9 protein-coding genes are annotated in these 13768 nt (G+C 58.6%); 5 read left to right on the top strand and 4 right to left on the bottom strand.

Annotated elements, in window-relative coordinates:
* Positions 1–278: 278 nt before the first annotated feature.
* The 4 genes from icmF to KGFNPO_RS00715 all read right to left on the bottom strand — a co-directional run bounded on the left by icmF (position 279) and on the right by KGFNPO_RS00715 (position 8741).
* The gene (gene icmF, locus KGFNPO_RS00700; RefSeq protein WP_472632653.1) at positions 279–3569 is read right to left on the bottom strand and encodes a fused isobutyryl-CoA mutase/GTPase IcmF; all 3291 of its coding nucleotides are present in this window, start codon (positions 3567–3569) and stop codon (positions 279–281) included.
* A 646-nt stretch (positions 3570–4215) separates the two neighbouring features.
* Positions 4216–4653 (bottom strand): hypothetical protein, encoded by a 438-nt coding sequence (locus KGFNPO_RS00705; protein WP_472632654.1) that lies wholly within the window; start codon positions 4651–4653, stop codon positions 4216–4218.
* Positions 4654–4878: 225 nt separating this feature from the next.
* Positions 4879–5865: a GGDEF domain-containing protein gene (locus KGFNPO_RS00710; RefSeq protein WP_472632655.1), complete on the bottom strand. Its 987-nt coding sequence runs from the start codon at positions 5863–5865 to the stop codon at positions 4879–4881.
* Positions 5862–8741: a response regulator gene (locus KGFNPO_RS00715; RefSeq protein WP_472632656.1), complete on the bottom strand. Its 2880-nt coding sequence runs from the start codon at positions 8739–8741 to the stop codon at positions 5862–5864. Before KGFNPO_RS00715 ends, KGFNPO_RS00710 begins: the two co-directional genes overlap by 4 nt.
* A 280-nt stretch (positions 8742–9021) precedes the next feature.
* Between KGFNPO_RS00715 and KGFNPO_RS00720 the strand changes: the two genes are divergently transcribed.
* From KGFNPO_RS00720 to KGFNPO_RS00740, 5 genes are all read left to right on the top strand, one after another.
* Positions 9022–9222 carry a hypothetical protein gene (locus tag KGFNPO_RS00720; protein WP_472632657.1) on the top strand — a complete coding sequence of 67 codons (201 nt, stop codon included), beginning with the start codon at positions 9022–9024 and terminating at the stop codon, positions 9220–9222.
* Between the two features lie 349 nt (positions 9223–9571).
* The gene (locus KGFNPO_RS00725; RefSeq protein WP_472634535.1) at positions 9572–11011 is read left to right on the top strand and encodes a sensor histidine kinase; all 1440 of its coding nucleotides are present in this window, start codon (positions 9572–9574) and stop codon (positions 11009–11011) included.
* Positions 11001–11588, top strand: coding sequence for a hypothetical protein (locus KGFNPO_RS00730; RefSeq protein WP_472632658.1), 588 nt, complete (start codon positions 11001–11003; stop codon positions 11586–11588). Before KGFNPO_RS00725 ends, KGFNPO_RS00730 begins: the two co-directional genes overlap by 11 nt.
* Positions 11585–12976 carry a sigma 54-interacting transcriptional regulator gene (locus KGFNPO_RS00735; RefSeq protein ID WP_472632659.1) on the top strand — a complete coding sequence of 464 codons (1392 nt, stop codon included), beginning with the start codon at positions 11585–11587 and terminating at the stop codon, positions 12974–12976. Before KGFNPO_RS00730 ends, KGFNPO_RS00735 begins: the two co-directional genes overlap by 4 nt.
* Positions 12977–13220: 244 nt before the next feature.
* Positions 13221–13613, top strand: coding sequence for a BON domain-containing protein (locus KGFNPO_RS00740; protein ID WP_472632660.1), 393 nt, complete (start codon positions 13221–13223; stop codon positions 13611–13613).
* The last annotated feature ends 155 nt before the right edge of the window (positions 13614–13768 follow it).

The raw sequence follows: 13768 nt of genomic DNA on the forward strand, positions 1-13768 counted from the left end.
GTGCATTTTGCTGCGGCGCGCCAAAGACATCTGCAGTCGCGCTGCGCGCTCCTTCCGATGTCTTTGGCGCCTATCCAAACAAACACCAAACATCTTATAAATCAGCATACAAGGGCGGAAAAGCGCAGCGCCTTCCGCCGTATGTACATGCAAAAATTCGAATGCGCAACGATATACGCGCCCGGCACACGGGAGGGATTAGGCATTTCCCTTTGTGAAAAATGGCGATCGAAGTGAGTCATTCGGCGGAAGGCGCTACGCTTTTCCGCCCTACGTATCTACATATTCCTTCGATACTGCCCGCCGACCTCGAACAGCGCGGTGGTGATCTGCCCCAACGAACACACGCGTACCGCATCCATCAGTTTCTCGAACACGTTTTCATTGTTGATCGCCGCTTGCTGCAAGGCAGCCAGCGCCTGCGGGGCTTCGGCTGCGTGGCGGCTTTGGAAATCGGCCAGGCGGGTTAGCTGCGATTGCTTTTCGGCTTCGGTCGAGCGCGCCAGTTCGATTTTTTGCGGGGTGCCGCCGGCTTTCGGGTTGCGGAAGGTGTTGACGCCGACGATCGGCAGCGTGCCGTCGTGCTTCATGTGTTCGTAGTGCATCGATTCTTCCTGGATTTTGCCGCGTTGGTAGCCGGTTTCCATTGCACCCAGCACGCCGCCGCGTTCGGCGATGCGTTCGAACTCTTGCAGCACAGCTTCTTCCAGCAGATCGGTCAATTCTTCGATGATGAAGCTGCCCTGGATCGGGTTTTCGTTCTTGGCCAGACCCCATTCGCGGTTGATGATCAATTGAATTGCCAAAGCCCTGCGCACCGATTCGTCGGTCGGTGTGGTGATCGCTTCATCGAAAGCGTTGGTGTGCAGACTGTTGCAATTATCGTAAATTGCGATCAGCGCCTGCAGCGTGGTGCGGATGTCGTTGAAGTCGATTTCCTGCGCGTGCAGCGAGCGGCCGGAGGTCTGGATGTGGTATTTCAGCTTCTGGCTGCGGTCGTTGGCGCCGTATTTGTCGCGCATCGCCACTGCCCACAAACGGCGCGCGACGCGGCCCAGAACCGTGTATTCCGGGTCCATGCCGTTGCTGAAAAAGAACGACAAATTCGGTGCAAAATCGTCGATGTGCATGCCACGCGCCAGATACGCTTCGACGAAGGTGAAACCGTTCGATAGCGTGAACGCCAGTTGCGAAATCGGATTGGCGCCAGCTTCGGCAATGTGATAGCCGGAGATCGAAACCGAATAGAAGTTGCGCACCTGGTGATGCACGAAATATTCCTGAATGTCGCCCATCACTTTCAGGCTGAATTCGGTCGAGAAGATGCAAGTGTTCTGGCCCTGGTCTTCCTTCAGGATGTCGGCCTGCACCGTGCCGCGCACGTTTTGCAAGACCCAGACGCGGATTTTGGCGGCTTCGTCAGCGGTCGGGTCGCGGCTGTTGTCGCTGACGAACTTGCCGAGTTGCTGGTCGATGGCGGTGTTCATGAACATCGCCAGGATGGTCGGCGCCGGGCCGTTGATGGTCATCGAAACCGAGGTGGTCGGGCTGCACAGGTCGAAGCCGTCATACAGCACTTTCATATCGTCCAGTGTCGCAATGGAGACGCCGGAATTGCCGACTTTGCCGTAAATATCGGGCCGGATCGCCGGATCTGCACCATACAGCGTGACCGAATCGAAGGCGGTCGACAGCCGCTTGGCATCCATCCCTTCAGATACCAATTTGAAGCGACGATTGGTGCGGAACGGATCGCCTTCGCCGGCGAACATGCGGGTCGGGTCTTCGTTTTCGCGCTTGAAGGCGAACACGCCAGCGGTGAACGGGAACGAGCCGGGGACGTTTTCCAGCATCAGCCAGCGCAGGATTTCGCCGTGGTCCTCGAACTTCGGCAGCGCGACTTTGCGGATTTTGGTGCCGGACATGGAACTGGAGACCAGTTGGGTGCGGATTTCCTTGTCGCGGATTTTGACTACGTATTCGTCGCCCGCATACGATTTTTGCATGTCTGGCCACATCGTCAGCAGCTTTTTGGAACCGGCGTCGAGGCTGGCGTCGCGCTCGGCGATCAGGTCGTCGAAGTCAGCGTTCTTGCCGGCAGCGCTCAACATGCGCTTGGCTTCCTGCAACTGCTGCCGTTCGCGCGCCAGCAGCACTTGCTTGCGGGTAGATTTGTGATAGCCGCGCAGCGTGTCGGCGATTTCAGCCAGATAACGGCTGCGCGCCGGTGGCACGATCACGTTTTTACTGCTGGAAAATTTGGCGGTGATGGGAGCCAGCTTGCTGGCATTGGCTTTCAAGCCGTGATCAATCAGTTTTGGCAGCAAGCCCTGGTACAGCGCGGTTACGCCGTCGTCGTTGAAGCGCGACGCCTGGGTGCCGAATACCGGCATGTCGTCCGGACGCAAGGTCCACAGTTCGCGGTTGCGCTGGTATTGCTTGGCGACATCGCGCAGCGCGTCTTGCGAGCCTTTGCGGTCGAATTTGTTGATCGCGATGAAATCGGCAAAATCGAGCATGTCGATTTTTTCCAGTTGCGAGGCGGCGCCGAATTCCGGCGTCATCACATACGTGCTGACATCCACATGCGGCACGATGGCGGCGTCGCCCTGGCCGATGCCGGAAGTCTCGATGATGACAAGATCAAAACCGGCCACTTTGCAGGCGGCAATCACGTCCGGCAGCGCCTGCGAGATTTCGGAACCGGCTTCGCGTGTGGCCAGCGAGCGCATGAAGACCCGCACCGGCGCGTTGTCCTTGCCGCCCCACGGATTGATCGCATTCATGCGGATGCGGTCGCCCAGCAGCGCGCCGCCCGATTTGCGGCGCGACGGATCGATGGAAATCAGCGCGATATTCAGCGCATCGTCCTGATCGATGCGGATGCGACGGATCAGCTCATCGGTCAAAGAGGATTTGCCCGCGCCGCCGGTACCGGTAATGCCCAATGTCGGAGTGCGCAGTGCGGCTGCCGCTGCGTGCAATTGCGCCTTCAGTTCCGCACTGACCTGGTCGTTTTCCAGCGCGGTTATCAGTTGCGCCAGCGGCCGGTGCCGGGAGGTAATATCGCCGCTTTCCAGCGCGGCCAGTTCGGTCGGGGCAAAGACGGACAGATCGACATCGCAGGCCCGGATCATCGACAGGATCATGCCGACCAGCCCCATGCTCTGGCCGTCTTCAGGGCTGAAAATGCGGGTCACGCCATACGCGTGCAAATCGGCGATTTCTTCCGGCACGATGACGCCGCCGCCGCCGCCGAACACTTTGATATGGGCGCCGCCACGCTCGCGCAGTAAGTCGATCATGTACTTGAAGTATTCGACATGGCCGCCCTGATAGCTGGAAATGGCGATGCCTTGCGCATCTTCCTGCAATGCAGCGGTGACGATTTCATCCACCGAGCGGTTGTGGCCGAGGTGAATCACTTCCGCACCATTGGCCATCAGGATGCGGCGCATGATGTTGATCGACGCATCGTGGCCGTCAAACAGGGAAGCTGCGGTAACGAAGCGAATTTTGTTGGCAGGCTTGTATGCAGTGAGCTTGTCGACGATGGACAGATCGGTCATGGTGGTCTCCGGGGTGGCGGGGTGTTGTGCGCTCTTATGCGACGGTTTACATGACGTTTACGTAAACGTCACCAAAAACCGAGTATAGCGCGAAAAAAACAGTTTGCCTGTCGTCAGGATGTCAGTTTTTCAGGCTATTACGCGATACGCAAAAAACCGCGGTTTACCAGTAGTGCATTAGCCGGCTGTTGGCACGCAGTTGCGGCCCGTCTTTCACGGTTTTTTATTGAGCGCGCCTGGCATAAGTCGCCATTTTTGGCGAATCGGGATCTGGCCTGCTTGCAAAAGAATTGACAGTAGACGGCTCGCGCCCCAACCAGTTTCGTAAAAACAAGGAGTATCGTCATTTTTATGGCATTTCCCGCATATATTAATTGCTTGTATTAAATATACTCAATCGATATTGGAAATGCATCGAAGCCTGTCCTGTACTTGGACAGCTGTTCCTGCCACACCGTTGCCACCTTTTTTTCGTGCCTTTCGTGTCTTTCGTGGAGATTGTTTTCCAGCATGATGCGCACTGGCGAGAACCCGTTAAACACCAGCCCAGGGCGGCGAACCCGGCCATCCAAAGCGCAGCGCGCCCAATTGAAAACCGCCCCAATCAGGGGCGGTTCGATGTAGTTTTGCCATCCGCGCTGCCAACTTAATTGCGGCGCGGGTCGTTCGGCCTGTGGTCTTGACGGTTTGGCACGCCATCATGGTCGCGATCACCATGACCCTTGCCTCGATTTCCGTTCCCGTTTCCGTTGCGGTTGTCATGGCGTTCGCCGCGCTGCCATCCACCGCGGTTCAGACGCCAGCCATCATTGTTTCGTTGCCATTCAGGATGCTGATAGTGCTGGCCGGCGCGTGCGCGTTCCCAATGACCTCGCGCCCACATATGCTTTTGGCCATTCCAATTCCAATAACCAGGCGCCCATTCATATCCTCGGCGTGGGGCTGGAACGACTTCATATCTTACCGGCGGAGGTGCGTTGCCAATAACGATATTGATGCCTACTTGCGCCACCGCTTGCGTAGGGATAAAAGTAGCAGTACTGAGAACAACAATTGCTGCGGCATTACAGAGAATACGTTTCATACCAATCTCCCAACGACGTTGTGTACGCTTCAATATATAGAGTTGCCAACATCAGACAACAAGTGATGCATCTGCTTACAACAGATACATTTAGTCCGCGCTGCTGGCTATGTAGAAAAATGGCATTCCCTGCCATGCCACTATGGGCCGTCTCTGTGCTGCGATGAACAGTGCAACGTTTCGGGGATGCTGGATGCGACGATCTTATGTCAGGCAGCGGTCAAATCATTGGTTGCAAAAATCGGTGCCGGACAGAATCTGCGGGACTTCTGTGTCGTTGGTGCGAATACACCCAATTTCCGGGACCGGCTCCGGCCAGCCCGGACTTCTCAGGTCCGCGATTTCCACCCGGTTGCGCCCGTTTTTGGCGCGGTAGAGCGCCGCATCGGCTGTTGCGATCACCGTAGCCGCATCTTCGCGCACCCCAATGCGCGTGATCGCCACGCCCAGGCTGACAGTCACCGCGACTGCTCCTGCCGAGGTCTGCACCGGCGCTTCACTGACACGGTGGCGGATGCTTTCCGCCACCGCAACGAAGTGGCTGTGGCCGCCGCCCGGCACGATGATCAGGAACTCCTCGCCGCCATAGCGCCCGATCCTGGCATACGAGTGCAGCACGTCATGCATCCGGCGCGCCGTTTCCTGCAGCACGGCGTCGCCCGCCAGATGGCCATGCGTATCATTGATCCGTTTGAAGTAATCGAGGTCGGCCAGCATCACGCCGAGACAGGCGCCTTCACGCGCGGCGCGTTCCAGCTCCTCCTGCAAATTGTCCATGATTCTGCCGCGATTCCACAAACCGGTCAGGTGGTCATGCATGGCCTGGAAACGCAGTGTTTCGTGCAGCGCCAGAATGCGTTGCGCGACATGCAGGCGCGCGGCCAGATGCTCTTCATCGAACGGCTTGGTAATCAGGTCGTCAGCTCCCGCGCCCATGCCTTCGAGATAACTGCCTTTGCCGGAGAGCGCGGTGAGCAGGATGATGTAGGTGTATTGCAGGCGGGGCGCGGCGCGGACCATGCGGCACAACTCCAGCCCATCCATATCGGGCATCATCCAGTCGGAAATAAGCAACGCATACTCGCCCTGTTGCCAGGCTTCCCAGGCGCTGCGGCCGTCCTCAACCGCGGTCACCGCGTGCCCCAGTTTCCTGAGCGTGGCGCCCAGCACGAGGCGTGAACCGGTATCATCTTCGGCAATCAATATTTTCATTGGTGCTGTATCTCGTTTTGCAACACGCCACGGACGCCGAGCTCTGCGATAGCGCTCTGGACCCGTCCGAATTCCTCATCCATCTGTTCGATCAAATCGATCAAATCGATCAAATCCTGCGCCCAGTTCAGCGCCCCGTTTTCAGCCAGTGTCTGCAATTGCTGCGCGATGTCGGCCATGCGCTGCGCGCCGACATTGGCGCTGGCGCCCTTGAGCGCGTGCGCCGTCTTGCACAACGCTGGCATGTCGCCGGCGCTGGCGCAGCGTCGCAAGGCGTCGATCCGTTTCATCCCGTCGTTTTGGAAGGAGGCATATATCTGCTCCAGCAAGGAGGGATCGGTCGCCAGCGCCAGGTCGCGCAAGCGGGCCACCACCTTGGCGTCGAGGGCCGCGGGTGCGACAGATAAAGAATCGATGGTCGCAGTAACGGCGTCGCCTGTTTCTTCCTCGCCTGCGGTCGGTTCGTCATTCCCGCGCAGCCATCTTGTCAAGGCGGCGGCGAAAGCTTCCTGCTGCACCGGCTTGGTAATGTAATCGTCCATGCCGGCCTGCAGGCAGCGTTCGCGGTCGCCCTGCATCGATTGTGCGGTTACTGCAATGATGGGTATCTGCGCTTTGGCATCGGCCCGGGCGCGAATCGCGCTGGTGGCCTCGAAGCCATCCATCTCGGGCATCTCGCAATCCATCAGCACCACGTCGTAGGATGATGCTTCCATCATGTTCAGTACTTCCAGGCCGTTGGCGGCAATGTCCACCCGACAGCCCAGATTGCGCAGCATCAGCGCCGCCACAATCTGGTTGGTGGGATTGTCTTCCGCCAGCAGGACGCGGGCGGTGAATTGCGGGCGATCCGCGCCGCTGTCGCCCTGCAAGGCGCGGGCCTCGGCCAGGGTATGGCGCGTCACGACACCGCCAGCGCGGCGGTGAAGGTGATCGTCCCAGACGCTAACCAGAGTGGCAAGCAGTTCCGACTGGCGCGCCGGCTTGACCAGATAGGCGGCAAAACCGATCTCTTTCAAGCGCGCCATGTCGCCCCGCTGTCCGAGCGACGTCAGCATCACCAGCACGGTATCGCGCAGCACCGGGTCGGCCTTGATCGCGCGACCCAGCATTTCGCCATCCATCTCCGGCATCTGAAAATCGAGAATTGCCAGCTGATAGGGATCGCCGGCCGCGTGTGCCTCGCGCAGCGTGCGCAGTGCTTCGCCAGCCGATGCGCAGCTGGTGTTGCGCATCTTCCATCCAAGGGTTTGCTCTTGCAGCACCCGTCGATTGACGGCGTTATCGTCCACGATCAGCACCCGGGCGCCGGCCAGATCAGCCACGGGCAAGGTGATGGCAGCGACATCCGTCTGGCGCGGCAGATGCAGCACGAACCAGAAGGTCGAGCCTTGTCCCGGACGGCTGGTGGCGCCAATGGCGCCTCCCATCAATTCCACCAGCTGCTTGCTGATCGCCAGGCCCAGGCCCGTGCCTCCGTAGCGACGGGTGGTGGAGGTGTCGGCCTGGGTGAATTTTTCGAACAATCCTTGCAGCTGATCCTGCGCAATGCCAATCCCGGTATCTTCAATGCTGATGCGCAGCGAGACCAGGGCGTCGGTTTGTGCCTCGACCCGGACATCGATCAGCACTTGGCCCTTGTGCGTGAACTTGACGGCGTTGGTGGCCAGGTTGGTCAGCACTTGGCGAATCCGTCCCGGATCGCCGATCAGGTGGCGCGGCACATCCGGCGGATAACGCACGATGATGTCAATTTCTTTCTCCGTGGCGTGCAGCGCGATCATGCCGGCCACCTGTTCGGCCGCCACTAACAGGTCGAATGGAAGCGGCTCAAGCGTCAGCTTTCCCGCCTCGATTTTGGAAAAATCCAGAATGTCGTTGATGATGACGAGCAAGGTTTCCCCGCTTGCGCGGGCAATGCCGGCCAACTCACGCTGGGTTGCGCTCAAGGGTGTATTCAGAAGCAGCCCGACGGTGCCGAGCACACCGTTCATCGGGGTGCGAATCTCGTGACTCATGTTTGCCAAAAATTCACTCTTGGTGCGGCTGGCGCTCTCGGCGGCTTCCTTGGCGATTTTCAATTCGTCATGGGTCTGGGCCAGTTGGTTGCCATGGGTTTTCAATGCGGCATGCGCCAGGCGCAGCCGATCCAAGGCAATGCGGCGATCAATCAGACTGGCGAGCGAGCCACCGCTGAACAGCGCCAATACCACAGAGGTTACGATCAAGGCCAGCAGCGTCGGTTCGAGGCTTTTGCCGCCGACGGTGCAAAAACTGCCGGCAGCGAAGCTTGCCCCCTGCATCGCCGTGTAGTGCATGCCGGCGATGGCAAAACCCATGATCAGCGCGCCGAACGACTGCTGTTTGAGAGAGGATAATCCCGTTTTTTCGCCGATAAACACGATCAGCAGAGCGCCGATCGCGGCGCCGATGGCGATGACGATCGAAAGCGAAAATATCAGTGGATCGTAACTGATCGCGGGCTGCATTTTAAGCGCCGCCATGCCCGTGTAATGCATCGCAGCAACTCCCAGCCCCATGAAAGTGCCAGCCCCCGCAATGCGATCAAATCGCACGGTGTTGTTTTGCAATAGATAGAAACCGAATAGCGTGGCAGCGATAGCCGGCAGAATTGAAAGCAGCGTCAGCGGGATGTCGTAGGCGATCGGTATTGGCAGATGAAACGCGAGCATCCCGATGAAATGCATCGACCAGATCGCCACGCCCAAAGTCACGGCGCCGGCGACCATCCATATGAACGCCGTTTTCCCCGTGCTTTCGCGCATGTTCTGCGTATGTGAAAGTGCTGAAAACGACCCGAACATGGCTATCAGCAACGACAACGCCACCAAATAACCATTCCAGACAATCGGCATTTTCAAGCTCCCGCTAATATTAAGGATCGACAAGAAACCGCAGCATCGCCGAATATTCTTGACGTGCAACATTGTTGGTCTGATGGCTTCTTCTGCGAGTTTTAATCAAAGCCTGGTTCGCTCTGATTGAAGATTGGCCCAGGATCGGTCGCCGCTTTTCACAACAGCGCATGGCTTAAACTGGTGTCCGGATTGCGGGGTCGACTATAGTCTCCGGAGCAGGTTGCCGCATGGAAATGATCGCGGAGCATGATCCTGATCAAACCGATTCGCGAGCGCGATGAAAGACGCACCGGTGAACCACGCTTGCAGCGCAGACTTCTGGGCTTGGGAAGATTGGCCATCTGCTGCGTTTGCGCTGGCCCATTGCCCACGCAAGACGCGAAAGCACGAAAAGACTCCAGGCACAATGCATTTTGCAAAAAATATGGAGTATGGCTATTTTCATGGCATTTTCCGCATATTTTTATTGCGCATATAAAATATACTCCAATCAATAGCAGCTGCTGGATTTCAGCGTGGGCACCGGCTTTTTTGAGTACCGAGTGGGGCGGTTTCTGAACCGCTGCGGCGCCAGGTGGAACTTGAGGCTGAAATTGCCCTCGAACCGCTGCTGCAGCCCGGCTCCGCAAGCGGCAGCGCGGGTGGCCGGGATCGACGCGGGGTTTCTGCCTGTATGCGCGTCTTATTGCTAACTTGTTATTATCTAGCCTCCTGAGATCAGGCAGGGCGGCGCAGCGAGCACGTTTTGGCTTTGGCGTCGCCATCCCAGCCCGCAATCGTTTGATCGCGGGCAATGTTGTGCTGAACCGAAGAACAAACGCATAGTGATTCTTTCCAGGCTATCTTTTCGCCAACTCCTGCTGACTGCTTTTCTGATGATTGTGGCGCTGTTGAGCGCGACCTCGGTGCAAGCCTTATTGACGCTGGAACGACTGGCCAGTCATAGTCATCAAACCGCGCAAGATGCGGTGCAACTGACCGAAGATGCGCAGCGCCTGGCGGAACGGACCATCGCGATGGAACGCAGTGCGCGCCAGTTTCTGGTGCTCAACGATCCCAGCTTCCGGAGCCGTTACCGCGAAGTTTGGAGCGAGGCGCGGGCCGCCTTGAGCGCGCTTTCGATGCAGTTGCCAAAGGTGCCGGCGCGTGAATTCAAGGACTGGAGTTCGCAGAGTGAATCGGCCTGGGCCTTGTTGCAGGCCGATCCGCTGCAGCGCCAGCAAAATCAGGAAATTCTGGCGCGGGTTTTTGTCCGCTTGCCGGCCATCAATGCGCTGTTGTCCAGAGAGAGCAAGCTCGAAGTCGAGCGCCGCAACAACGCGTTGCTGGCAGCGCTGGAGCAGCAACGCAGCGTCTTGAAAGGGCAGGTGATCGGCGCCATCGCGCTGGCTGCGCTGTTTGCGTTTTGTTTCGGCCTATGGCTGTCGCGCCCGTTGGCGCGGATTGAAGCTGCCATCAACCGTCTGGGCCAGAACCGTTTCGATCAGGCGATCGAGGTGGATGGGCCGGCCGATCTGCGTCGGCTCGGCAGCCAGCTGGACTGGTTGCGCCAGCGGCTGGCCGATCTGGAAGCCGACAAGGCGCGTTTCTTGCGCCATATTTCGCATGAATTGAAAACCCCGCTGGCGTCCTTGCGTGAAGGCGTGGCGTTGCTGGAAGAAGAAGTGGCTGGCCCGCTGTCGGACAATCAGCGCGAAATTGCCGCCATTTTGCGTCAGAACACGCTCGCGCTGCAGACCCAGATCGAAGATTTGCTGCGCTACAATACCGCCGCATTCAACGCCCAGCAGTTGCAACGCGTGCCGACCGCACTGCACGCTTTGCTGCAGCAGGTGATCGAGGTGCAGCGCCTGCAATGGCAAGCGCGCGATTTACACATCGACCTGAGCGGCCCGGAACATATTGCCAGCGTTGATCCCGACAAGCTGCAGGTGGCCTTGGCTAACCTGCTATCGAACGCGATCCGTTTTAGCCCGCAGGGCGGCGCCATCCGCCTGGTGCTGGGGATTAAATCAGATTGCATCACGATCGATTGCATAGACCAGGGTCCGGGCATTGCGCCGGCCGACGCGGCGCGCATATTCGAGCCGTTCTATCAAGGCCAACGTCAGCCGCCGGGGGCGCGCAATGGCAACGGCATTGGCCTGTCGATCGTGCGTGAATATGTTGCCGCCCATCGCGGCACGGTGCAACTTTTGCCGGGTGCAGCGGGCGCCCATTTTCGGATTTCGCTACCTAATAAAAATATAGAAAACAATGAAAACTAAAATTTTGATCACCTTGCTCTGCGCCCTGTCGGCGGCCTGCACCACTGCGCCATCGCAGAGGTCGACGCCAACGCCGGTCCCGGTGCAAGAACCGGCTACTGTGATCGCTTCCCAGCCTGCGCCGGGCGGGTTGAATACGCCGCGCGAAATCGGTGACTTGCTGGCCTATCACCAGTGGTTGCGTGAATTGACGCCGGCCGCACTGACCAAGGAACTGGCAGTTCTGCAAGCGCAGCCCAAAAACGCGCAATTCGCGCTGAAAAAATCGATGCTGCTGACCTTGAGCCATAACAATGACGACTTGGCGCGGGCTCAGAGCTTGACCGACGGCGTCATCAAATCGACCGAGCCGGATGCGCTGGCCGTCAAGCCATTGGCCCAGATTCTTGCCGCAAACTACACCGAAATGCGTCGCCTCAGCGACCAGGCCGATAAATTTAATCAGCAGAGCAGGGACAGCCAGCGGCGCGTCGAGCAACTCAGGCAGACGCTGGAAGAGCTGAAGGCGATCGAACGCACGCTGCCGGCGCGCCCCAATGGCGCGCCGGCAGCAGCGACCACAAAAGGAACGCCATGACGGCCAATGCGCAGATTCTATTGGTCGACGACGATCCTGATTTGCTGCGCTTGTTGTCGATGCGCTTGAGCGCTGCCGGCTATCGGGTCACTGCGGTAACAAGTGCGGAAGCGGCACTGGAGCGGCTGGCGATCGAATTGCCGGCCCTGGTGATCAGCGACATCCGGCTGCCGGAGCGCGATGGACTGGCGCTGTTCGATGAAATCCGCAGCCAGCATTCGGCGCTGCCGGTGATCCTGTTGACCGCACACGGCACCATCCCGGATGCGGTCGAAGCCACCGCACGCGGCGCTTATGCCTATCTGACCAAGCCGTTCGACGGCAAAGTGCTGCTGGAAAAAATCGCCCAAGCGCTCAGCCTGAGCGTGCCATCGCCGCTGTCATCGTTGCTGCCAGCGCCCAGCGACGAAGCATGGCGCGCAGGCTTGATCAGCCGCAGCCAGCGGATGAACGCGCTGCTGGCCGAGGCCAAGCTGGTGGCGGCAACCGACGCCAGCATCCTGATTCGCGGCGAGAGCGGCAGCGGCAAGGAACTGCTGGCGTGCGCCATCCATCGCGCCAGTCAGCGCGCCAGCGCACCCTTTGTGGCGGTCAATTGCGGCGCGATCCCCGAACAACTGCTCGAATCCGAATTGTTCGGACATGTGAAGGGCGCTTTCACCGGTGCGGTGGCGAACCGGCAGGGCCTGTTTCAGGCGGCACACGGCGGCACCTTGTTTCTGGATGAAATCGGCGACATGCCGTTGTTGCTGCAAGTGAAATTGCTGCGGGTGCTGCAGGAGCGCGCGGTGCGGCCGGTCGGCGCCGACCAGGCGTTGCCGATCGATGTGCGGATTGTCTCGGCCACCCACCGCGATCTCGATGCCGCGCTGGCTGACGGGCAGTTTCGCGAGGATCTGTATTACCGCCTCAACGTGGTGACCCTGAGCCTGCCGCCGCTGGCCGAGCGGCGCGAAGATATCGCGTTGCTGGCCAATCATTTCCTGCAACTGCTTGCCAGCAAATATCACAAGCCGCTGAACGGCTTTGCGCCCGAGGCGCTGGCGGCGCTGATGACCGCAGCGTGGCCCGGCAATGTGCGCCAGCTTAATAATGTGGTCGAGCAAGTCTGCGCGCTGGCCACCGCGCCGCTGGTGCCCTTGTCGCTGGTGCAGCGCGCGCTGCGCGTGCCGTCGCTCGAAGTATTGAGTTACGCCGAGGCCAAGCAGCGCTTCGACCGCAATTACCTGATCCAACTGTTGAAGCTTACCGACGGCAATGTTGCCGACGCGGCGCGGCTGGCCGACCGCAACCGCACCGAGTTCTATCGCTTGCTGCAAAAATCCGGCCTGACGCCGAGCCTGTTCCGGGCCGAGGATACTTCTGTCGCCGAAGAGCGACAGAAGTAATTCCTTTAAAATCAATGGCCTGCATGATTCAATGCAGCCAGTTGTCGCCCGGGAGCGACACAAATCGCATCAAAACCGCGCTTTTGCCGCCACCACAATCGTGGATTTTTCTTAAGTCTTTGAATTGATTGATTTTTTAACATGCTGGCACAGTGCTTGCTATGAAGGTATTTGTAACGTTAGTACGGCGTTGCTTAGTTCAGTACTACTACTAACCACTATCCTTACTAAGAAAGAAACCATCATGCAAAATCATAAAATGTTGTCCCGCCTGCTTGTTGCCGCATTGGTGTCTTTAACTTCCGTCGCTGCAGTGCAAGCCGCAGATGCATCCACATCCACTACCGCCGCGACCAGCCTTTCTGGCGCAGCCTCTGCTCCCAGCGCCACCTCTAATCCCGCTGCTACCTCCGCCTACGCTGACGATGCAATGATCACCACCATGGTCAAAGCTGCGCTGGTCGAAGACAAGAAAGTGCAAGCCCTGAAAATCAGCGTGTCTACCGAACAAGGCGTGGTGAAGATGTCGGGCATCGTGCCCAATGCTGAAGTTGGCAAACGCGCGCTGCAACTGGCTGCCGGAGTCCAGGGCGTCAAGGACGTCCAGAGCGAGCTGAAGGTAAAAAAGGGTAGCTAATCCTATTTAAAGACAGTTGCGCTGAGCTAGTTTCGAGCCGTCGCCACCCCGGCGCGGCAGCTTGCTTGACGGTAATTTCACTACAGCAACGCACTGCAGCAAATAAGCGGCCCGCGATTTTATGCGGGCCGTTTTTGTATATGCCGATTTCAAAA

This window comes from Gelidimonas diazotrophica, assembly GCF_055694025.1.

Coding starts and splice junctions, on each gene's coding strand:
- KGFNPO_RS00710 (WP_472632655.1), bottom strand. CDS start 5,865: ATGAAAATATTGATTGCCGAAGATGATACCGGTTCACGCCTCGTGCTG.
- KGFNPO_RS00720 (WP_472632657.1), top strand. CDS start 9,022: ATGAAAGACGCACCGGTGAACCACGCTTGCAGCGCAGACTTCTGGGCT.
- KGFNPO_RS00735 (WP_472632659.1), top strand. CDS start 11,585: ATGACGGCCAATGCGCAGATTCTATTGGTCGACGACGATCCTGATTTG.
- KGFNPO_RS00740 (WP_472632660.1), top strand. CDS start 13,221: ATGCAAAATCATAAAATGTTGTCCCGCCTGCTTGTTGCCGCATTGGTG.
- KGFNPO_RS00705 (WP_472632654.1), bottom strand. CDS start 4,653: ATGAAACGTATTCTCTGTAATGCCGCAGCAATTGTTGTTCTCAGTACT.
- KGFNPO_RS00715 (WP_472632656.1), bottom strand. CDS start 8,741: ATGCCGATTGTCTGGAATGGTTATTTGGTGGCGTTGTCGTTGCTGATA.
- KGFNPO_RS00730 (WP_472632658.1), top strand. CDS start 11,001: ATGAAAACTAAAATTTTGATCACCTTGCTCTGCGCCCTGTCGGCGGCC.
- icmF (WP_472632653.1), bottom strand. CDS start 3,569: ATGACCGATCTGTCCATCGTCGACAAGCTCACTGCATACAAGCCTGCC.